21 protein-coding genes are annotated in these 21840 nt (G+C 55.6%); 10 read left to right on the top strand and 11 right to left on the bottom strand.

What is annotated here, in order from left to right:
• Positions 1-69: 69 nt before the first annotated feature.
• The 4 genes from BW974_RS22380 to BW974_RS22365 all read right to left on the bottom strand — a co-directional run bounded on the left by BW974_RS22380 (position 70) and on the right by BW974_RS22365 (position 6268).
• Entirely contained in the window at positions 70-1122 is a 1053-nt protein-coding gene (locus BW974_RS22380) for a DUF8128 domain-containing protein (protein WP_076433147.1), read from the bottom strand.
• On the bottom strand, positions 1122-4340 hold the full coding sequence (locus tag BW974_RS22375; protein WP_076433145.1) for a VirB4 family type IV secretion system protein: 3219 nt from the start codon (positions 4338-4340) through the stop codon (positions 1122-1124). Before BW974_RS22375 ends, BW974_RS22380 begins: the two co-directional genes overlap by 1 nt.
• A gap of 56 nt (positions 4341-4396) precedes the next feature.
• Positions 4397-5491, bottom strand: coding sequence for a TrbL/VirB6 family protein (locus tag BW974_RS22370; protein WP_139328995.1), 1095 nt, complete (start codon positions 5489-5491; stop codon positions 4397-4399).
• 285 nt (positions 5492-5776) lie between these two features.
• The gene (locus BW974_RS22365) at positions 5777-6268 is read right to left on the bottom strand and encodes a hypothetical protein (protein WP_076433141.1); all 492 of its coding nucleotides are present in this window, start codon (positions 6266-6268) and stop codon (positions 5777-5779) included.
• A gap of 124 nt (positions 6269-6392) precedes the next feature.
• On the opposite strand from BW974_RS22365, the gene BW974_RS22360 reads away from it, so the two are divergent.
• Together BW974_RS22360 and BW974_RS22355 are read left to right on the top strand one after the other, a co-directional pair.
• A complete protein-coding gene (locus tag BW974_RS22360) occupies positions 6393-6638 on the top strand; it encodes a helix-turn-helix transcriptional regulator (protein WP_076433139.1) in 246 nt (81 codons plus the stop codon).
• A gap of 4 nt (positions 6639-6642) precedes the next feature.
• Positions 6643-6930: a hypothetical protein gene (locus BW974_RS22355; RefSeq protein ID WP_139328994.1), complete on the top strand. Its 288-nt coding sequence runs from the start codon at positions 6643-6645 to the stop codon at positions 6928-6930.
• 12 nt (positions 6931-6942) lie between these two features.
• On the opposite strand, the gene BW974_RS22350 is transcribed toward BW974_RS22355, so the two are convergent.
• Together BW974_RS22350 and BW974_RS22345 are read right to left on the bottom strand one after the other, a co-directional pair.
• Positions 6943-8310, bottom strand: a complete 1368-nt coding sequence (locus BW974_RS22350; RefSeq protein WP_139328993.1) for a hypothetical protein — start codon at positions 8308-8310, stop codon at positions 6943-6945.
• Positions 8311-8637: 327 nt separating this feature from the next.
• A complete protein-coding gene (locus tag BW974_RS22345; RefSeq protein WP_076433135.1) occupies positions 8638-9339 on the bottom strand; it encodes a phosphoglycerol geranylgeranyltransferase in 702 nt (233 codons plus the stop codon).
• Positions 9340-9429: 90 nt separating this feature from the next.
• On the opposite strand from BW974_RS22345, the gene BW974_RS22340 reads away from it, so the two are divergent.
• Positions 9430-10119: an SOS response-associated peptidase gene (locus BW974_RS22340; RefSeq protein WP_076433133.1), complete on the top strand. Its 690-nt coding sequence runs from the start codon at positions 9430-9432 to the stop codon at positions 10117-10119.
• A 175-nt stretch (positions 10120-10294) separates the two neighbouring features.
• Here BW974_RS22340 and BW974_RS22335 read toward each other — a convergent pair whose 3' ends face one another.
• The gene (locus BW974_RS22335) at positions 10295-10498 is read right to left on the bottom strand and encodes a hypothetical protein (RefSeq protein ID WP_076433131.1); all 204 of its coding nucleotides are present in this window, start codon (positions 10496-10498) and stop codon (positions 10295-10297) included.
• Positions 10499-11509: 1011 nt separating this feature from the next.
• Here BW974_RS22335 and BW974_RS22320 point away from each other — a divergent pair.
• A complete protein-coding gene (locus BW974_RS22320) occupies positions 11510-11758 on the top strand; it encodes a hypothetical protein (protein ID WP_076433125.1) in 249 nt (82 codons plus the stop codon).
• Positions 11739-12131 (top strand): PIN domain-containing protein, encoded by a 393-nt coding sequence (locus tag BW974_RS22315; RefSeq protein WP_084186450.1) that lies wholly within the window; start codon positions 11739-11741, stop codon positions 12129-12131. Before BW974_RS22320 ends, BW974_RS22315 begins: the two co-directional genes overlap by 20 nt.
• Positions 12132-12403: 272 nt before the next feature.
• Here BW974_RS22315 and BW974_RS22310 read toward each other — a convergent pair whose 3' ends face one another.
• Entirely contained in the window at positions 12404-12856 is a 453-nt protein-coding gene (locus BW974_RS22310) for a DUF8070 family membrane protein (RefSeq protein ID WP_084186449.1), read from the bottom strand.
• A gap of 191 nt (positions 12857-13047) precedes the next feature.
• Positions 13048-13902, bottom strand: coding sequence for a winged helix-turn-helix domain-containing protein (locus BW974_RS26810; RefSeq protein ID WP_076433121.1), 855 nt, complete (start codon positions 13900-13902; stop codon positions 13048-13050).
• Positions 13903-14133: 231 nt separating this feature from the next.
• On the opposite strand from BW974_RS26810, the gene BW974_RS22300 reads away from it, so the two are divergent.
• From BW974_RS22300 to BW974_RS22290, 3 genes are all read left to right on the top strand, one after another.
• Entirely contained in the window at positions 14134-15987 is a 1854-nt protein-coding gene (locus tag BW974_RS22300) for an ABC transporter ATP-binding protein (protein ID WP_076433119.1), read from the top strand.
• A complete protein-coding gene (locus tag BW974_RS22295) occupies positions 15984-17828 on the top strand; it encodes an ABC transporter ATP-binding protein (RefSeq protein WP_076433117.1) in 1845 nt (614 codons plus the stop codon). The genes BW974_RS22300 and BW974_RS22295 overlap by 4 nt, the downstream gene beginning before the upstream one ends.
• A 220-nt stretch (positions 17829-18048) precedes the next feature.
• A complete protein-coding gene (locus BW974_RS22290) occupies positions 18049-18603 on the top strand; it encodes a GNAT family N-acetyltransferase (protein WP_076433115.1) in 555 nt (184 codons plus the stop codon).
• A gap of 13 nt (positions 18604-18616) precedes the next feature.
• Here BW974_RS22290 and BW974_RS27355 read toward each other — a convergent pair whose 3' ends face one another.
• Together BW974_RS27355 and BW974_RS22280 are read right to left on the bottom strand one after the other, a co-directional pair.
• Entirely contained in the window at positions 18617-18940 is a 324-nt protein-coding gene (locus BW974_RS27355) for a GNAT family N-acetyltransferase (RefSeq protein ID WP_076433113.1), read from the bottom strand.
• A complete protein-coding gene (locus BW974_RS22280; protein WP_076433111.1) occupies positions 18930-19688 on the bottom strand; it encodes a creatininase family protein in 759 nt (252 codons plus the stop codon). The genes BW974_RS27355 and BW974_RS22280 overlap by 11 nt, the downstream gene beginning before the upstream one ends.
• Positions 19689-20015: 327 nt before the next feature.
• Between BW974_RS22280 and BW974_RS22275 the strand changes: the two genes are divergently transcribed.
• Together BW974_RS22275 and BW974_RS24410 are read left to right on the top strand one after the other, a co-directional pair.
• Positions 20016-20729: a class I SAM-dependent methyltransferase gene (locus BW974_RS22275; protein WP_076433109.1), complete on the top strand. Its 714-nt coding sequence runs from the start codon at positions 20016-20018 to the stop codon at positions 20727-20729.
• A gap of 482 nt (positions 20730-21211) precedes the next feature.
• Positions 21212-21412: a hypothetical protein gene (locus tag BW974_RS24410; RefSeq protein ID WP_139328991.1), complete on the top strand. Its 201-nt coding sequence runs from the start codon at positions 21212-21214 to the stop codon at positions 21410-21412.
• Positions 21413-21840: the final 428 nt, after the last annotated feature.

The raw sequence follows: 21840 nt of genomic DNA, 5'->3' as shown, positions 1-21840 counted from the left end.
GCCCCGTCGTCGGACTTGCACCGACGTGACGGCGTGAACCATCCGGGAAGCAGGGGAGCGCCGTCGTTGTTACTCACTGCGCTGACTGTCGGCTGGAACCTCGCCGCCACGTTGGGAGTAACGCCAGTCGATTTTCGGCGTCTCAATCTCCTTGTTCGGGATGTGTGCGGCACCAGCGAGTTCGCTTACCGAGAGAATCATCTCGCGGTTCTCCCACTCACGAGCGTGAAGTTTGTCGATGAACGCTCCTCGGTCGCTAGCAGGAACAGGCTCATCAGTGAACCCCTGCTCGGTCATCGTGTTGTAGTAGCGGGTGAACATCCCCGCGACGCCTCGGGCCCGTGATTCAGCCTCGTACTTATCGGGCGACGCGGCAAGAATCCGCATGTTAGTGTGAAAGCCGTACTGTCCGCGCTGCATTTCGACGACATCCGCCGCTTCGCGGTCCTTCTTACTCGCATCGCGAGTACGGGGATTGATCCACCCAACAACGCGGTCCGATCGAAGCCCTTCGGCGACGTCGTCCACGCTCTCACCCCGAGAGAGGAGCCCACCATTGCCTTCCGTCCAATCGTTTTTCGCGGGGCGGAAGACGACCTGCACAACAACGCGCGTTTCTGGCGTTGAAAGCATTTCACTCGTCACTTCGCCGTACGGGTCGCGCTCAAAGCCGTCGCCCTGGTGGTTCCGAATCGGGTAGTAGTAGTGGCGGTTTAAGTCGAGTTCCGCACCCGCTATGTAGTCATCAGCGTTGATCTGTGGGAATGCGTCGCCACCTTCCACTCGGAAGACCTGCGTGTTCGAGTAGCTGTTCGCGACGCGTCGCCGGAATTTGTTTGCGGCACTCTCGTCGGCAGCGTGCATGTAGAACTTCAGCTTCTCCTCATCGAACCACAACTCGAAGGAGTGGTGCTGGCTGATGTTCTTGTCTCGGAGTCCTTTCGTTCGAACATCATGGAGCGATTGGAGCATAGCTGCACCATCGACGATCCCTTGGTTGTCTTTGTAGGGACGAATCCCGAGTAAGACACCCGGCGTTTTGTCCACGGTTTGGGTGTACGACTCGTCAAGTTGGGTTGCAGTGTAGCTCCCGTGCGTCTCGTCACTGCCGAACAGTCCCATTAGAGTTCACCCCATTCGTCGGCGATGTACTCCTCAAACGGGCCATGCTCACTCGCTTTGTAGCTATAGACGATATCCTCAAATGGCGACGCTCGAACTTGGGCGTGCATCCACCCTTCGACGTCCGCATAATCGACGAGGTAGTCGGTGTAACCGAGTCCCTGCTCGCCACGTTTAGCGTGTTGGGTAATGAACTGCAGTTGTTCGTCGTTCATTCCGAACCGCTCTTTTGCGTCCTGCTCTTCCAGTTTGTCCGTGTAGAAGAACTCGGTCGTCGGAATCTGCCCGAGGATGGCACGTTTGTACTCTTGCATATCCGTGTCGTCAGCACTCGCGAAGTCCCCCGGTCGGTGCGAGAGAAACCACAGTCCGGCATTGAAGTGCCGCCAGTGACGGGCCGACTGTTGAAGCCACGCGAGGATTTCCTTCGATTGGAAGAGATAGTGGGCTTCGTCGACGACGAACAGCGTCTCACCGGGTGCCCGTTTCACCGCCTGATAGACCTGCCCGAGCATTAACTGGAGCATCGTCGCTTTGTCTGCCGCAGCACCGAGTCCCTGAATCTGCTGGAGGTCGAGATACGACACCTGACCTGGACGGATGTGCGCTTTCGATTCACCGACGAGTGCGTCGTGTTCACCGCCTTCTTTGAAGCCACTGAGCCGTCGGAGAAGCGGCCCGGCGTTCTCCTTGATCTGGGCCTTCTCGAGTTCTGAATCGACGTAGTCGACTGGATCCTCGCCCATGTCGGTGACGACCTCGCGGAAATCGGCCATCGTTGGGCTGTCCTCCGGTCTGTGTGTCGAGACGTCGTCCTTCAGGATTCCTGCCCGTTCGTAGGTGGCATTTAGCGCATCGGAGACGAGCGGAGCAAAGTCGCCGTTGGTGTCGCCGATCATGTCGAGGATGAAGTTGCGGGCTTCGGTGAACTTCATGTCGTAGGGGTCGAGATTCCCCGACGCTCGAAGCACGTCCTCCGGCGTCTCCTCGATGTGAAGCGGGTTGATCGTCTGCGACCCGTCCACCGTGATATGCTGACCATTCATGAGTTCGACGAGTCCCCCGAACTCGCCCATCGTGTCGCAGAGAATCAGTGTGCGATCCTCACCGGCCAGGTACCAGCGCGTCGCTTGCTTGCCGATGTGGTACGATTTTCCCGACCCGGAACTCCCGATCGTGAGGCGGTGGCCTGGTGCAACCGAGAACTGGTTTTTGATGATCTCGCTTCCGTTCTGCACGTTCCGCCCTTGCTCGACGCCGTCTTCCTGGTCGATATACGCAGACACCGGCGGAAAGGCTGCGGCAATCGTCCCCGAGAGCGTCAGTGAATAACGCTCGCGTGTGGAGACATCGGCGAAGGCATCCTGGCCGTTTGGTGAACAGGATTTAAACAGTTCAGCTTGGCGTTGCTCCGGGGCGAGCACCGTCAGATGAGCAGGAGCACTCTCGAGCGTCCCTCTCACTGTCTCGCAGGCATTTTCGAGGGCTCGGTGTTTCGCGATATCCAATGTTAATTCGTCTTCACTCGCCAGTCTCTCCTCGATTCGTTCCTCCGCTTCATCCAACGCCTGTCGAGTACCGGCGCGAACCGTCACGTAGCCGCTCAAATCCCACGGTTGGGCTTGCGTGTGGTGGAGCAACTTGTACATCTTCACGTACGGGTCAAGGTCGTCCTCAACGAGAATCGCCGAAACGTCGCTCACGTCTTTGCGCTCGTCGATGTTCGCGTCAATCTCGCCGATGGTGTCTTTCAATTCGAGTTCCGTTGCTCGCTTGTCCCGCGCCCGAATGTCTAAGCACACATCGACATCCACTCCTCGCATGGTGTAGATCTCTTCGAGGAACTTCTCTCGGGGTTCGACCGGCCAATCAGCAATCCAGTACGTCCGACAGTACTGCTGGCCAGTGCGAACGTAACCATCGCGAGCGTCAAAGGTTTGCGGGGCCAGGAGTTCCTGTACCCGATCGTGGGCTAGGCCGTTTGTCTCGTCTTCGTCGCTGGCGAGTGGCGCGAGTAATCCTTCACGGACCTGTGCAAGGAACGATGCGTCTTCGTCAGCATTCTCGTCGGCATGCGTGCTCGTTGCGACCGGTTGCGAGATGGTACCTCCGTCAGTTGTCGCCTCGATCGTCGCGACGTCCGCTACTCCCGTCGATGGTGTGTCGGTCACATCTACCGCTTCGGGGCGCGGACTGTGGCCGTCCTCGGTGCTATGTGGCCACACTGCTGCATCGACGTTCTTCGTCACACTGTCGGCGTCGAAGGAGTGCTCGGTGCCACTCCAGTAGCGGCCCAAGAGGAGCGCATGCTCAGCCGGTCCAACTTGCGTGGTCTCACACCCATCGGTACTTCCGAATGCACGGGAGAGACGAGAGAGCCGACTCTTCACTTCCCGTTGCATCCGCCGCCGTTTGGCGTCCCACTGCTCAGTATCGCCTCCGAATAGAAGCGAACGAATCTCGCCGTCGTCGGTCATATCCGACACTGCTACTTCGTCTGGGCGAACTTCGACGACGAGATAATGCTGCCACTCGCGAGCGTCGAACCGCGGAAAATCGGTGTTCTCGGTCCACTGAATGACACTCCGAAGGAGCTCTCGCGCTAGCTTCCACTCCTCGCCCGCGTACTCTGAGGAGTAGAGTTTCGCCCGATACTTCTCGGTCACATCGCGAGGGTCGACCTCTAATGCCGTGCTAAACAAGCGGAAGTTGAAATCACTCACGTGTTGATCGAGTTCACCACGAATCCGGCCAATCATCTCGCGGGCATCACTCGTCTCTTGCATCGTCGTATTTCGACCAGAGAGCCGCGCCATCGCGACGAGTCGTCCGTCGTCCATCTCGGCGGTACCGTCGGCGTGAATCCGTGTCACGCCGTGCACTGTGGCAGCTTTATCGCCTGACTTTGGGAACCCGCGTTTGGCCTTCGCGTAGGCGAGCGGGGTTTTGATGCGGTCCAGTCCCGTCGAGTATTCGCTCGATGAGACGGCCAGGCCAACGGCACCCAATCCCCCGAGTACGCCGACACCAGCACCGATCAATGACGGGGCAAGTGGGGCACCAAACAGGGCGGCAAGACCGCTGGCACCGACCACCCCGGCGCCCGGTACTCCATAGAGCAGGTCGTTCACCTTGAGTCCGTGATAATCGAGTCCAGAATCGACGTATGGCGGGACGAGTTGACTCGGATCCTTCGGTGCGTCTGCGTTGTCTGTCATGGGTAAAGCCCGTCCCCAGCCTTGCACTAGGACGTCGGCGTGACCGAAACGGGGAATCAGTCGTAGCGTTGCAGTATCTCACGGCCCTGATTCAGCTCGTAGTCTGCGCGTTCTTGCTTTTCTCGGACTTCTTGAGCGTCGATACCACCGTCTGCGTTCAGTGCGTTGTTCACTGAGCGATAGTTCACGGTCCCCTCATTCGCTGCAGTCCCGGTGCTAAACGTCGAATTGGCCGACTGGTCCCAACTGGAACCTTCGTTGCTCTGGTAGTCTTGGTACTTTTCGTGAACTTCGTGGCCGACGCGCTCACCGGCCTTGTCGACGTATTTTCCCGCTTTGCGCTGATTTGCTGCCGAGGTGCCGAGTGCAATCGAGGCAGCGTCATTCGCGTGAGCTAGCATCTCCTTCGGGAGAACGAGCAAGGCAAAGACGAGCCCGCCAACGACGAGAGTGAACGTCTCTAACACGCCGAGTGCGCCTGATGTCCAAGGCAAATCGGCGAGTAATCGAAGGACGAGTGCTTGAAAGAGCTTCGTGATAATCAAGACGCCAAAGAGATAGACGAAGGTGTCACCGATGCTCTTGAGGAAGCCCGAATACGCACGGCAGGCCCAGGAGAGCGGCCACAAAAACACACACACGAAGATGAGGGCCCGCTCAAGGCCGAGGATGAGAACCCCGATGGCAATTGTGCCCGACTGGAGAATACCAAGAAGGGCACCAAGACCAATTCCAACACCGAGTTTCGCGAGCTTCGAGTTCGTCTGAATGAACTCGGCACCATCGGGTGCAACTGATATTGCGGTCTCATTCGCTAAGTGGAGCAAGAGGGGCGGGATGATCCACGTCGTCGCGACCATGATTAGTGCGATCCCGACGCGCTTCCACGCTTGGCGCTTCTCGTAGGGATCCGATCGATAGAACGACATCCCGAACGCTGCCATCAACGCGACGCTCGCGAGGCCAGCCGTCCATGCCGAGGCCTTGTACACCCCCGGCCACAGACCGTTTTGAGGATTGACCCAGGTACTCGGCTTATCCGGTTGGCCGGGAGCAGGTACTGCAGCGACGCTGTCGCGAACCGTATTTGCGATGCCCTTTCCGACACCGAGGAAAATCCCGGCAATCGCTTTGAGCTGCCCCTTCGCCATATCAACTGGATTAATCGACGGGACGAGTCCACCACCAAGCCCTCCGAGGACACCGTCGCTATTGCCACTGTTTCCACCGTTCGTCGAATTATTCGATGGTGCCGTCGTCTGACCGTCGTTAGGACTACCGATCCAGTGATTCTGAGACGTCGTCGAGTTGTTCACACTGGCTGATTGTGCCGCGACTGGAGCGGTGAGCGACGCGACTAGCACAACGAGAAAGATCGCTGACAACCATCTATTGGATCTATTCCGTATCATGGTCAGAAGAGGTAGCTAAAGGCCTCACATTATATTCGCGAAATTCACGCACGAGAGCGTGCTCACACCGGCCTTGTCGAGGACGACGGCGAACAGCGGGAAGAACCACGCACCGCAAAACGTGATTACTGCCCCACGGGCGGCATCACGACCTTCTTTCTTCTTGTCTGACCGGGCGCTCCCCATCTTCAGCCAAGCCATTGCACCGCGAAAGGCGGCGAGCAGAAACATTCCGATCGTGATCATCCCAAATGCGAGTGTAATGACGGGCCCAAGCCCGGACGAGCACATTACGTCGCTAGCCTCCTGGGTGGCTTGTGCCGCCACTGGCACTGAAAACGCCGCCGTTGTAGCGACGATGCCGACACTACGACGAATGGATCGGGAAGGGACTGCCCCCCACTTTGCAGCGACCACACGATTCAGTGCGTGATATTTCTCGGTTGAATCGTTCGTCAATCTGTGAAATCGGTCAGAGATGTGTCTCTGGGCCGATTTCGGCTTTTGTTCATCCATTGTACTCACTCCCACATCTAGAGGGCTAGATAAATACCTTACGCACACACTGAGATGCCGTATACTATTGGATAGAGTCGGTGTGTCCGTAACCTATTTATGTCATACTCTAGGGCTGTACTACATGCTCCCACACAATTCCAATCGAACGATTTCTCTCACCAATGTCGATAAGGAGATTCTCGAAATACTCCGAGGTGGGCGGGCAACGCAATCGTATATCGTCGACGAGACTGGCCGCTCGCGCCAATACGTCCACAATCGACTCGGAATACTCACTGCTGCCGGGTATCTCGAGAACATTCATACGAAAACAGCATTGTACGAGTTAGTCGGCGATCCGCTTGCTGACGAGGAAAATGGAGGATAAGACGATGCGAATCCCACCGTTGTCGATCGAAGCGCCGAACGAAACTGCACGAGAGACCCTCCGCCGCCATTTCGCGATACTCATCGGTCTCGGGAAAATCGTTCTCGTCGGTAGCATTATCCAAATTGTTGTTCTCGGAACGACGGGCGTTATCGCACTCTACGTGCTCAACCTAGAGGGCGCGAGCGCTGGGTGGTTGGTGATCCTCTCGTGGTTCGTCGCTGCGTATTTCATCAAACTCTACGGACGGAGTATCTTCCCCGTGAATGCCGACCAATTCACGCGAATCTAAAAGCCAGCTCTTTCACGCTATTTGCTCGCCATCGAGAAACACGTTCTTGAGTGTTGCTCCACCGTTTCGAATGACTTGTGCCTTTGTCGCATCCCACCCTGGTGTGTTGATCACGAAGTCATCGACAGTTGCCTGACCGACACCATCGTCAACGACGAGCGCTGTCATCGGCGTATTCTTGATCGTCACCTTCACATTCTTCACTACGGCTTCTTCGACAGCGTGCATCACCGTTAACGACCACCCAGTCGGCTTCTTCTGGACGATTTTCGTATTTGAGACCGTGCATGTACCGTCATCAACACGGATCGGGCGCTGCTCGGAATAGAACTCGTCACCAAACGAGTGATCGGTCACCACCACACAGTTGTGGATTCGTGAATTGTCGCCACCGATACGGATATTCGATGCTTGGCTGTTCGCTGCCACACAGTTCACGACCTCGACTGTCCCGTCGCCCGTACCAGGATGGCCGCCGATTACGTAGATACCGTTATCCGGCCACCCACCGAACAGCGAGTTCTCGACACGGAGATAGCCCTGTGTTGTCGGATGCATTGTGATTCCCGACGTCGCCCATGAACGGCCAGCGTACGGGCCACCATCGTAGGTGTCGCGAGTGTTGATCGTCTTCTGGTAGGTGAGCCCACCAAACCGGAAATCAACGTTGTGCACGCGGGCTCGCGCTTCTTCCGTTGCCGGATTCACTCGAAGCGGACCTTGGCATCCGAGTGAATGCAGCCCAACCTGGCGAAGGGAGCGAATTTCAGATGTTCCCGCCGTGTGGTGGTTCAGTACCTGCATCCCTTGGTTCTTCCCGCGCCAATCAAGTGTGAACCCGCCGAACACGAATTTACCTCGATGCGGATCGTCAGGAATTCCGATCTTGAAGTGTTGGGCAGGACCGTGAAACTCACCCATTGAGACATCGAAACCTTTGATCTCGTCGACGCGACCGTGAGTGAGCGTCGCGTTCTGGCCGATAATCCCGATGTTTCGAAGCCCGACGCGCCGAACCTGGCTGTTCATCTTGTAGCGACCGGACGGGAAGTAGAGCAGTGTGTCACTCCCGATTTCGCGCTGGATTACGGGCGAGACGTCCTCCTCGCCGGTCGGATCTGCACCGGCCTTCGCCATATTCACGACGTTCTGGAACTCTCCACGCCACTGCTTAGGATCAATCGCTCGAAAGTTACCGCTCGTCGCGTTCGTGCTGTTGTTTGTGGATCCTGCTGGTGGGACACCTCCACTGCTTGCGCCTGTGGGCGAGAGACACCCAGCGAGTGCCGTCACTCCAATACTTCCAGCAGCAGCGAGAAACGCGCGTCTGCGTGTCGATACGGCACCGGAGTCTTGCGTACTGCTCTCGCGGTCGTGCATAGTAGTTCACCTCGTGAGCGCCCGATGCTGGGTATTTATACGAATCAGCGATCCGTTGTGGTGCTCTAAATTGCCATGAGCGTAATTCATATCTAGAAAATAATACTATATTGGGTGAAATAGTATTTATGGACAATATAGATAGCCAGTACAAAAGTTAAAATCGGGACGCCGGTCGCTCAAGACGGTAGCTCTAAAACCCACATGGAAAACCGTAGGGTGCAGGGTTAGTATAAAATACTAACCTAAAAGCGACCGCTTGCAGGCTCACACTCTCTATCTTCTCAATCACTTCTTGGATCGTAGAGAGCACGATTATGACTCGTGCTATGCATCCGTTGCGCCACGAACCGTTTCCTCGACTGCCTCGATACCGGCGTCGTGAAGTAAATCACCGACAACGACTGTATCAGCCACTTTTGCCATCTTGTATGCTGAGTCGTAATCGTGAATCCCGCCCCCATAGAAGAGCTGCGCAGACGAGAGTACATCTCGTGCGGCAGCGACAACAGCAGGATCGCCGAGAGTGCCAGAATACTCGAGATAGACAATCTGCTGACCAAGGATTTGCTCGGCGAGTTCAGCATACGCAACGACGTCATCTGCATCGAGGTCACAGTTCGCCTGCGTGTAGATCGCGACTGCCGAGTCCGGATTTAACACGATGTACGCTTCGGTATGCGTCAGTTCCCACTCGATCGTCTCTGTCGAGCGTACCCACTCATGGTGCGCCCCTGTTACCCAGGTTCTGTCACCCGCATTTAGGACAATTGGAATGAGATACCCGGTAAGAGTAGCATGCTGAAACGTAGTCGGGTGGTAAGTTGGTTCAACAAAGACGGGAATTTCGACGGAGACGAATGCATCGAGAATTGACTGAACACTGGACTCCGTGACGTTCGTGGTGCCACCAAGTATGAGTGCATCTGTTCCTGTGTCTGCGATGTCAGTGAAGGTATCGCCGTCGTGGAGTGCTTTGTCTGGGTCGATCTTTGTGACGTGATTCCACTGTTCCCATGCCGCCGCCATAGCTTACGGTAGCTCCGTCACAGGCAAACCATTTGCCTTCGTCCTTCCAGGTCAGCATAGGTTGATGCGCCTGTAAACCGTACAGATCCTATGTGTGGGCGAACTGCGCTCTTCATCCAGCAACAAGACCTCGAGGACCGCTTCGACGCACAGATCGTCACTGATGGCGGGTACACACCACGATACAACATCGCTCCCGGCGAACCTTTAGAGGTCATTACGAATGAGGCACCTGACGAGATCGACCAGTATCACTGGGGGTTGATACCGTTCTGGGCAGATGAACCCGAAGAAGGGATCATCAACGCTCGCTCCGAAACAGCTGGCGAGAAACGTGTCTTTCAGAATGCGTGGAACTCACGGCCGTGCTTGGTTCTCTCATCCGGATTTTACGAATGGCAGCAACAGAATGGTGGCCCGAAACAGCCGTATCGTGTGTATCGCGAGGACTCTCCAGCATTCGCGATGGCTGGCCTTTGGGAGATATGGGAACATGATGAGCAGGCAATTCCCTGCGTGACGATTCTGACGACCGAACCCAACGACATGATGAAGCCAATCCACAATCGGATGCCCGTTGTTCTCGCGAGTGAGGACGAAGACCCGTGGCTTTCGGCCGATTCAGACGAACGCGAGGCGTTGTGCCAGCCGTATTCTCGTGATGATTTGGCTGCCTACGAGATTTCGACGCGAGTCAACAACCCCAGTCACGACGATCCGTCGGTCATTGAGCCAGAGGAACATGAACAATCGGGACTTGGTGAGTTCACGTCGGAGTGAATGGGTGAGGAAGGAGTAGTGAAAATGGATGAGTTGTATTTCTCAAAGGGCAGTGACTCTCGTGAGCGTTCGGGACGTTCACTGTCTCGTTCGCTAGTCCGAATGTATGAATAAAACAGAAGCCGATCAGCAACGCGCAGGTGAGCAATAATCACCAGAGTGCCGAACTGATGTCCTAACTACGATAGATCACTGCAATCCGGAACAGCGTATAGAGCAGACCAATGATCACAGCAGTAATCACGAAGAACATTGGCCTACCTTCGATGGCTAGCGAGTACAGCGCGGCGAGTAGCAGAATAACTGCGATCACGAACTTTGTGATTCGGGATAGTGATGCAGATGAACGTGGTGATGCATTCGTGCCGTAGTTTTCCATACAATAGATACAACCTACTATACTATAATTGTACTACTTATAAATTCGAATATTGGACTGAGAAGAATGGCGAACAACAATATAGCCAGCACCATCCCATTCCTTCCGATTATTACCGTCGTGATTTTCACAGATTGTCTCGGGGGGATTCGGACTTGGCGGCAGTAACACTGACACTACTACGAACAAGACGACGACCGCAGTACGCTAAGCAGAAGCGCTACAGAATCTAGGGGAACGCCACTGTCGTCTAAGGGAAGTGAATTGATTGTGAAGGGGGGTGACGATCTACTACCTCCTGTAATCCAATACGGTAGTGAATACACCGAATGTCCGATGAATCGATAAACGCGAAATTGAGCTATTCACATGATCCGACCTCTCCCAGAAGCCGGGTTCATGTAAGTGAATATGACTAATGTGGATCTTTTCGAATATTCAATCGTTACTTGTACCATTTCACTGACGATCGTACAGAGGAGTGAAACTGATAGTTTCACGGAGAGAATGATTCGTTATGTTGAGTGCCTGGTCAGCGACCCCGTTGAAAGGGCGAGCAGGACAAGCGTTTCTTTTCCTCCTCTATTTGGTACTTACAGTCGGCCTTGCGACCGTGGTTGCCTTCACATTCGATGCTAGTGGTGGTGGGTTCCTTCTCGTCCTTATTACGACCGGCCTTGTTCTTTTTCTCCCATTCTGGAAATTATATAAGAGAACTTTGACGGAATTGACGGACGAATAAATGAGATTCTCCCAAGCCGATCAGCACGCTATCCTTCAGCGTAGGCAGAAGAAGCATGAACTGCGCCGCGGCCATGCCAACATATGCACCCGCTGCGAACTGGCGAATACATTACTGACTGTGCTGTTGGATAGGCATGAAACGGTGCCGTTCACGAGATTCAACCACTCACAGAAATTGAAGTTAGTATAATATACTAACTCCGACAGTCCTACGGAAGGGAAGTTAGTGGGAAAAGTCTAATATTGTCCCACAACGTATACTGATCTATGACAACGAAGACCGACGAACGCGGCCGATTATACCTCTCGAAGGATCTCCGAGCACGATATGGCGAACGATTCCATGTCGTCGAATATCAGGATCGAATCGAACTCGTTCCAGTTGACGAGGACCCACTTGAGGGGCTTCGCGAAGCGGTCGGTGATGCCTTCGAGGACAAATCCGTTGATGAACTCCGCCAAGAGGCGCGTGATCAAGCCGTCGACGACGCGGAGAATGATGTTCGTCGAGACTGACTTTCTGCTCGCGCTCGCGAAAGACGACGATTGGTTACAAAAGCGCGCTGTCGCTGCCGTTGACGAGTATGAAACGCTCGAAACATCACTCGTTGCGTTGGCGGAGTTTCTCGCCGTGAGCGACCGCTACGAGTTCGACCGTACGCGGGCGATGGCTGACTTGCTCGATATTGTGACGGTCACTGACGAAGAAAAGCAAATCGCGTTGAAAGCCGCGAAGTATCAAGACGAGGAGGGCGCAACCGCATTCGATGCTGTCCATGCCGCAACGGTCGAGACAAAGCGACTCAGGATACTTGCGTCCGATCATATCTATGACGATCTGGATATCGATCGTGTCGTCCTCGAGCCGCCCGAAGACGAGTTACCGTGACCCGATACGTATTGAGTGAGTTGGAAATCCCGGGGTGACTACTGTTGCTTAGGAAGTCAGACGATAGTAAATGTGGTCGTCTACATGCAGAGTGGAATGGTTTGAACCCGGTTGTCCCACTGCTCCATGTTGCACTAAGCAGAGGTGGACATATCTGATCTCGGGTGACGTGCAACAGGTGAGAAATGCTATTGCTAACTGTGAACCGCCTGCAGATCGCCAGATCGAATATTATAAGACTAGATCTGCCGGTAAGTCAATATACTCGGGTCTTACTGTAGCCCTGACCGAAAGACCGTAAGAACGACTATCGACCAAAGGATGAGCCCGACCCCATAGAAAATGAGAACCGCACGAGTGTTGAAGTTCTCCATCGACGGCTGTAACTGCATACCTTCAGTCACCCCACTGAGCCCCGCTCCTTCTGCTTCCCCAACCGCAGATGCACTTACTGGACCACTCGCTGCACCACCAAGGACTACCAACAGAATCCCAGCCCCCATAGCAATCAGCATATAGAGGCCAGAATGGGCTACAAGATAGAGACAGCCAACCGTGAGCGCTCCTGCAATACCTGTATAGAAAATCGTTGCCCGAGCGAGACCATGAGTATTCATTATCCTGAAGTTTTCCTCCGAGAATATTATTCTTACGAATATTGAAGAAAGTGGGTGGTAGCTCGAGTCACTAGCTTGCTGGTTGGGGAGATATTCGAGGAACGCCACTGCCACTTATACACCAAATATTCAATCGAAGTTACTCACCGTGACACGGCAACTCATATTCCCACATTTTGCACTAAGCAGACGTAGATACACCTGATCTCGAATGAAAGACGACATTCGTGGAGGATATATTCAACTATCAATTCACAACTAGGTCGACAAACTCTCACTCGACTGTGGGCCATTCCGATTCAGTGAGGGACATCTGACTCTTCGACAGGGTATCGTGAGACGTTCTCGACCGTAGCATCCGGTCCGATATGGGCCGTGGCGACTTCATCGTCCACGCGGAAGCGCACTTCAAACCGCGGTGGATCCTCACTATGGATGACCGATTGGAACTCGTCCAGGTCGGCCCACATTTGCGAAGGGTGTCGTACCGACGGGTCGAAGCCGTGTTCAACAAAGAATCCTTCTACAATGGGGTGGAACGTTGCGAGCGTCCCACCAGATACCTGGGCTTTGTTCCCGCACCGACCGCACTCGAACTTGGCAATCGATGGCTGTGGGTCATCTCCCGGTCCGCCGCCTGGGAGGGTTTGGAGGTCACTCTCTACCCGACCGGAACAGAGCTGACAGAATCCGTCAATCAGTCCTTGAAACGTCTGATGGTACCAGCGAGAGAACGCCGCAGGCAACTCCTCGCGGTTGTATTGATCGATGTTTCCCGGTGGGAACGAGAACTCTGCACCCCCCTTACAGTCCTCACAGCGGAACTCGACGCGCTCGTCGGCGTAATGGACGACCATTTCACTATCACAGAGCAGACAACTCCATCCTGGTGAGATAGGTCCGATGGAGGCATTCGCAGTATAGGTCCCAGCATACATCGCACCGACGACTTCTCGGCCGGCGTGAGTCAGCTCGTAATCGTCTGTTTTGCGAATGAATACTCCGCACAGCTGATTGAGATGGTAACTAAAGTTTCCACTGTCGTCAATGTCAACCCGGTCGAACAGTTCCGAGAACGAGCACCGGTCATTTGGTCGGATACCAAGTGCGCGAAGGATCTCGACACGAATCTCGTTGCCAAGTAGCCTGAACACGTCGTCTGGTGGTGATTGCTCTATGCGGTCCGATGATTCCCCGGGTGATTTCCCGCTCACATGCCATTGTATTCGTGAACCAATATCTTGTTTGTGGTGGTCTAGTGGAGAGAATACATCACTCTGGTCAGATTGCTCACTGTATCGCGGTACACATTACACTTATTCGGATTCCACTACTCACGGCCTAATACAACTGATCAATCCTGATCTTATAATGGAAATACACAAATGCAGATATCAAATCCAATCAGACATCTATTGTGGCGGTTCGCAGAACCCCACAGTCGTCAGTTCGTTGGTGGGTGCGTCCTCCTCCTTTCCGCGCTCGTACTCCAACGCATCCCCGCCCTTGTCATCGGTGTCGCGCTTGATGCACTCCTGTTGAACAGCCAGACGTTTACCTTGCCATTAGTGCCGAACTCATGGATACCGGAGAGCACACCGGGACAGACTACCCTCGTCGTGAGTGTCCTCGTAGGTGCCCTCATTGGTGAGAGCGCCTTCCGCTGGTACGGCACACTCATCTACGAAAAAGCCACTCTGGAGACCCTTCACGACGTGCGCACTAGCGCCTTCGAGACGGCCATGTCACTCCCCCTTTTGGTTCATCAGACCGAAGACAGAGACCTCCTGAGCGTGTTGAACGACGATGTCGATAACCTCGAAGACCTGTTCGACGGTGCGCGTGCCGCGGTTCTCTACAGCGGCGAACTCATCAGCGCCTTTGCATTCATGATCCTGCTGAACTGGAACCTCGCGCTCGTCGTCGCACTATTGCCCATCACGGTAGCGTTCACTGCACGGTACTACGCTTCAGTCCTCGAACCACGTTACGATACCGTTAGGTCGACCGTCGGCGGACTCAACACGAGACTCCGCGACGCTATCAATGGTATCCGGACCGTCAAGGCTCTTGTTCGCGAGGAACGCGAGGCCGATCGTGTGACCGGTGCGTCCGGCGAATACAAACGCTCTGCGTGGTCCGTGCTCAAACTCCGGGCTATCTACAACCGCGTCTCTTGGCTCCTGGCTGCGGTCGGCGTCTGGGGCCTGTTCGGTCTCGGCAGCTACTGGATACTGACCGGCCCACCCGTCACATTCACACAGTCGCTCACCGCGGGAACACTGCTCACCTTCATTATGTACACGTTCTCGTTGATGGACCCAACACGAAAACTCGCAGTCGACGTGCTCGATAAGATTGAGAGCGGTCAGGCGTCGAGTCGCCGGATCGCCCCACTGTTCTGGCACGACGCGTCCGCAGCCTGCGATGACGCCCCTGAGCTCACAGTCACGGACGGCCACGTCGAGTACACCGCCGTGACCTTCAGCTACGACGACGCCGAGACGCCGACACTGGACGGCATCTCCCTCGACGTGCCGCCCGGCGACTTCGTTGGCATCGTCGGTCATAGCGGAGCCGGTAAATCAACGCTGCTAAAGCTCCTTCTCCGCTTCCACGAGCCGGACACCGGGGAAGTCCGTATCGATAGCCAGCCCATCAGTGAGCACTCGCTCGAGAGCCTCAGGGAGCATGTAGGGTACGTCAGCCAAGACCCGTTCCTGTTCCCGGGTACCGTCCACGAGAACATTGCCTATGCTAATCCAGATGCATCGCGCGAAGAGGTCGTCGACTCGTCGAGGCGGGCCGGCGCCCACGAGTTCGTCTCCGATCTGCCCGAAAGTTACGACACCGAGCTTGGTGAGCGCGGCACCACGCTCTCGGGTGGGCAGCGCCAGCGCCTCGCTATCGCCCGGGCACTGCTGGCCGACCCCGAGATCCTCGTGTTCGACGAGGCGACGAGTCACGTCGACACCGAGACCGAAGTCGAGATTCAGCGCCAGCTTCAGGCGGAGGCCGGCGACCGGACAGTGTTCGCTATCGCCCACCGGCTCTCGACGGTCCGGCCGGCCGACCAAATCGTCGTCCTCAACGATGGCCAGATCACCGAGCACGGCACGCACGAGGAACTCGTTAAACACGATGGCATCTACGCAACGCTCTGGGCAGTCCAGACCGGTAAATTCGCCGCTGACGCGACACCAGAGGCGGGTGTCTCCGATTCGGAGGTGTCCAGATGACCGATAAAATCTCCGAGCGTGCTGAGACCAATCCGCTTGTCTCACTTGTGCGTCGATACGGCCGTGGCGACCTTCCATTCCTACTCGGCGCAATAGCGTCGACAGCCGTCTCCATCTTCCTGAGCCTCGCCGACGTCTACCTCATTGGGCTTGGTATCGACGCGCTGTTCAACGACCAGCAGTTCATACTTCCGCTGCTGCCGCAATCCTGGGTTCCCACCGACCCCATCGCTCTGCTCGTGTTCGTCACCGGACTGCTTGTCGCCACGAATCTTGTGACGAATCTGCTCTCTTTCGTGGGCGAGTACTCGTTCGGTCTCTACGCCCAACGGTTCCTCCACGAGGTTCGAACGAGTGCGTTCGCAACGGTCATCAGCTACAATCTCGCGTTCTTCGATGACCACCGCACCGGCGACGTCATCAGCGCCCTCAATGACGACGTGAACCAGCTAGACACGTTCTTCAACAAGCTCATCGAAGCAAGCATCTGGGCCGTGGTCACCCTCGGGAGCGCATTTGTCTACATGGCTGTGCTCAACGTCCAGCTCGCGCTATTTGTGCTACTCTCAGCTCCTGTTATCGCCGGAATCAACTGGTGGTTCTCCCAACAGGTCGAACCGCTACAGGACAACATTCGAACCGAACGCGGCGCGCTCAACGCTCTGCTCGAGGTCGCGCTAGACGGAATCGATGTGATCAAGGCGAACACAGCCGAAACGGCCGAGCACGAGCGCATCCACCGCGCCTCTCATGACTACACAGATGCCCGGTTCGCTAACCGCCGACTGTCCATCCGGCAGAGCCCCATCAATCGGTTAGTAGTTGGTATTTGGCTAGTGTTCGTTGTCGCTATCGGCATCCAGTGGATCACGGTCGGCCCGCCACTCATCTTCTCCGGCACGCTCACGGCCGGAGAACTCGTCCCGTTCCTGTTCTACTTGGAGCGGATGACGGCCCCGATGAAAAACCTCAGCGGACTCATTAACGGCTACAAGGCCGCGAAGGCGGCAGCCAAGCGCGTTAGCGGGCTCACTGCCCGTGAGGCTCGTACTGGACGGGAAAACGGACAGTGGGTCGGCTTCGACGCACCAAGCGTCTTGTTTGACCATGTCTCTTTCGACTACCCCGGCACCAAACAGCAGGTCATCGAGGGCGTGGACCTCGTAGTCGAACCCGGCACGACAGTCGGCATCGTCGGTGGAACCGGCGCCGGAAAATCCACCCTCCTTGACCTGCTGCTCCGGTACCGCGATCCCGACGAAGGTACGATAACGATCGATGGGCACGACCTCCAGACGGTGGCTCCCGAGTCACTCCGGAGACAGGTCGGCTACGTCGATCAGGAGTCATTTCTCTTCGACGGTACTGTCCGCGAGAATATCGCCGCAGGATCGGCCGATGGCGACGTGAGCGACGAAGCCATATGCGAGGCCGCCAGCGGCGCTGGCGCCCAGGAGTTCATCACAGCGCTGCCCGAGGGCTACGACACCGAACTCGGGCACCAGGGTACGAACCTTTCGGGTGGGCAGCGCCAGCGGCTCGCCATTGCCCGGGCCATCGTCGATAATCCAGCACTCCTCGTGTTTGATGAGGCAACGAGTCACGTCGACACCGAAACCGAACGCGTGGTCCAGAAGCACCTCGCCGAGATCACGGCGAACCGCACCACGTTCGTCGTCGCTCACCGTCTCTCGACGGTGCGCCACGCCGACCAGATCATCGTAATGGAGGACGGGAAGATCGTGGAACGCGGCACGCACAGCGATCTTGTCCGCCGTGGCGGCCAGTATGCGACCCTCTGGAACATACAAACCGGGGCGGTCGAGGCGGCTGGGGACTGAGCGGTCTACAGAATCACAGTGAGAGGGTTTCACTTCATGGTGTGAGCTCAGAGCGTTCCGCTGTCTTCGACATTTACCGGTACTCTGACGACTCCCAGTAGACTCGCACCACGAGCTGCGCACAGATCGATCCGGGGTTCCCGGGATTGTTGCACTTCCGTTTATACGATTATGAGTGGTAGTGGATTCTAATATTGTGGGACCAATTTTCACTACAAGCATGCCAGGCGCACGCATTATAAGTGGCGAGCGCGTCACGCTCCGAACCGTTGAAGAAGAGGATATCCCGTTCCTTCAACGGGCAAGCGCGAATCCAGAGATTCGCTACCCGCTTGGAACGCCACTCAGAAACCAAGGAGAGATCGAAGACTCCTACGAAAACGGGGACAGCGACCGATTTCTTGTCTGTCTTGACGAAGACTCGGCTGGCCCAGCCCAAGCCACAGAGGATGACGTAACCCGGCTTGGGGTAGTCAATGTGATGGATGCCGACTGGAAACGGCCAGAACTTGGGTACTGGCTTGTGCCAGAATTTCATGGCGATGGGTACGGGAAGGAGGCCGTCTCGCTGGTGCTCGACTACGTGTTCCGGGAATATGCTACTCCTGTAGTGGGTGCCCAAGCGTTCGAGTTCAACGACGCTTCTCGCGGCCTCCTAGCGTCATTGGGGTTCACCGAGGAAGGACGCCTCCGGAAGTTCATGTTCGTCGACGGCGAGCATCGCGATATGATTCAGTACGGGCTTCTCCGTCGAGAGTGGCGCGAACAGAACTGAATAATTGATGAGTTTACAAGTCCCGGACAAGCACGATGTCGTTGACTTCTTGTCCGGCGAGTTCAACCGTCCGTTCTTCGTGGACGTCGAACCCATGTTTATCATAGAACGATCTCCCGACGTCATTATCAGCTATAACGGCAAGCCAAACGGATTGGTGGCCAGCCGCCCGCAAGCTGTCGAACAATCGATTCAGGAGGTCAGTCCCCACTCCCTCCCCCCAATGTTCAGGAAGGACACACGCAACACGAACCAACGTCGCCCGTTCTCTCCTGTCAACAGGGGAATGTCTCACTGCAGGGTGAGGCAGATCCCGACTGCCGTTTTCAGATTGCATCGCGCTCGGCTTCGATTTGGGCAGCATATGCGGTCGCGACTGTCTCGAGAATGGCTTCCCCCGCTTCCTGAGTCGCTTCTCGCGGGTCGCCGAGAACGCCATTCTCAGTGATCGCCGCGAATCCCTCGGACAGGAGTCGTGCAGTCGATATTTCGCCCTCGGTTCCGACTTCGAGTTCGTCGGTCCTGACGAGTCCTTCCTCGACCGCCAGTACGACAGCGGTTTCGGCGGCCCCCGCGTGAATCACTGGTTCCTCGTACTCGACGCCACCCACTCGAAGCCCCTCGTTCTGTAGCTCCATGAGTTCGTGGAGATCCGCGACGGCGACGACGTTCGCGTCGATTTCGCGGGCGATTTCCGGGGCGACGGTGTTGACGGGCGCGAAGTTTCCGCCGTGCGTCGGTACGAGGACGACGTGCTCGAAGCCGTGTTCGTCGAGCGACCGACAGTACGAGCGAATCAGGTCCATCAGCGTCTCGGCCGGCACCGTTATCGTCCCGGGGAACTCCATGTGGTGGCCCGAACACCCCGGGCGAATCGTCGGCGCGGCCAGCGCGTCGCCGAGTTTCTCGGCGATGCGCCGCGCGAGTTCGTCGCCAGCGAGCGTGTCCATGATGAGTGGGAGGTGCGGCCCGTGCTGTTCGACCGCACCGACGGCGACAATCACCGTCCGCGTTCCTTGTTCAAGAGCGGTTTCTACCTCTGGCCATGTGTACTCCTCAAGGAGTACTGAGCGTTGAGAAGGCATCCGCACATCTCTGTCTTAGCTCTGATAGTATAAACGTGAATGTATAGGTTATTTCATATAGTGTTTGTTATATAAATCTGTCCCCGTCTCGGCGCTGGCACGATACGTATGAACCCCACCGTAACCAAGCCCATCACGCCAGCCACACACACCCGCTGCGTACTGGCGAAGACACCACTGAGCGAGTTGCACGTTTCTGTACAAACATGCAACAGGATCTACTAGATTGTCTCCGGATCGGATCTGTGGTGTTGGTAGCCGCAGTCTTCGTGACTCGGTACCGACTAACAAACCAGTTTTATTATATTTGATAGTGTGTCACAGACTGTGACACGAGACGATCCCCTTGGTCACGCGATCCGCGACCACTACCACGGAGAACAAGACGAACCGCTCATCGACCACGACGGCACCGAAACCCGTGAACAGCCAATCAAGCGATTCTATTTCGGCGAGTTCGATCCCGAAAGCGACGCTGGTGCGTGGGACGCATCCTGGCTCGACGGCCCACTGCTTGACATCGGGGCAGGAGCGGGCCGAGATACACTCTACTTCCAAGAGCAATTCGAAACAGTTGCGATCGAGATCAGCGAATACCTTGTTGAGACCATGCGTGACCGTGGGGTTCGGGATGCGCGCCACGTTGATATGTTCACGCTGCGTGAGAACTTTGCTCGTGACCGCTTTCAGTCAGCATACACGTTTGGAACCCAAGTCGGTCTCACCAAATCGATGCACGGGCTACGGCAGTTCCTGGGCGATCTCGCGTATATTACGTCGGCTGATGGCACTGCGTTGTTGCATGGCTACAATCCAGAACGCGAGGCCACCACAGAGATCGTTGGGTACCGGGACGATCCGACGCCGGGGCTTGCGTACCGCGTCTACCATACAACGTACAAAACCGATCGAGAGACACTCCTCTTCCGGCTGTTCAGCCCTGATCGGCTCCGAGAAGCAGCTATGGGGACTGGATGGGAGGTCGCTGAGGTACGACATGGTTCCGAGTGCACTTACACTGCGGCACTCAGGAAGATCTGAAACTAATTTCTACTCCATATTGTCGGGTGTCCAAGGGCAGTGTCCACCGTCAGGCGTCTCTGCATGTTCGAACGCTAATTGAAGCCCTGCATCCGCCGCGTGCTCATACTTATCGAAGAGAGCAGGCGTTAGCTCGCGATCCAACTCCAGGACTTTTGGATGTAGGTCAGGTACCCAATGGCGCAGAAGAGGTCGTTTCGGTAAACCCGCTGCAACTCCGCGTCACTGTCACTGCCGATGTCACAGCTGAATCGCTTGCTGTGGTGGTAGATCAACGTGGCTCGGTCATCTCAACCCGCCACTCGTCCGAATAACTGTATGCTCTGAGTGTGTTTCCAGTCAACAATTGCGGAGGAGATATTCGGCGGAGAACAACTTATGAATAACAATTGGAATTAAATCGGGGCGATTTCAAATGAGCCTCGTGAGTAATTAACCAACAAATCCATCCCTCTTGACGACCTATTGTAGGTTAATAAGATATGACACCAATGCCGGAATCAACCAAACCTACACCCTCCGATTTATTTCCGAAATACATCGTCGAGGGGCTCCAAAAACAAGACAGTGAGACGTTGCGAGCCGTTGCAGACTATGCCCAAGACCTTCGGGTCTATCGTGCCGCTGCCAGCCATTCCACAACACAGGCGATGGCCAAGGAACTCGCCGCTAAAGCACAATAGAAGGGAATTCCGGACGATGACATTGACTGGAGTGCGATTGTCGAAAAAGAAGTCCCTGCAAAAGCATCGATCGTGACAAAGGCGATTAACAATAACGAGTATTACTACTTTCAGTGGCGTGAGGGTGACCGCATTAAATCAGAATACATCGCACCTATGAGACCGAAATAGCAATTCCCAATGGAAATGTCTTCATATCATAAGAATTGAAACCTCCTCCCTCATTTAACCAACGAATAGGTTGGATATTATGTAGGTTACGAGTGGTAAAGTCAACATTCTTTTGAAAATTTGTGGAAATGTAGATGAGATGAACGCACCTGCATCCTCTAACCCCGTTATTGGCTATGGTTATCAATTCGGAGGCTCTCTCAGAGGCCGATATCGACGAAATCCAAACCCGTCTTTCCAGAATTCGAGAATGAATA

Source organism: Haladaptatus litoreus, from assembly GCF_900156425.1.
Classification (GTDB): domain Archaea; phylum Halobacteriota; class Halobacteria; order Halobacteriales; family Haladaptataceae; genus Haladaptatus; species Haladaptatus litoreus.
The sequence above is the reverse complement of the archived record's forward strand: the minus strand, read 5'-3'. Positions and strand labels throughout refer to the sequence as shown.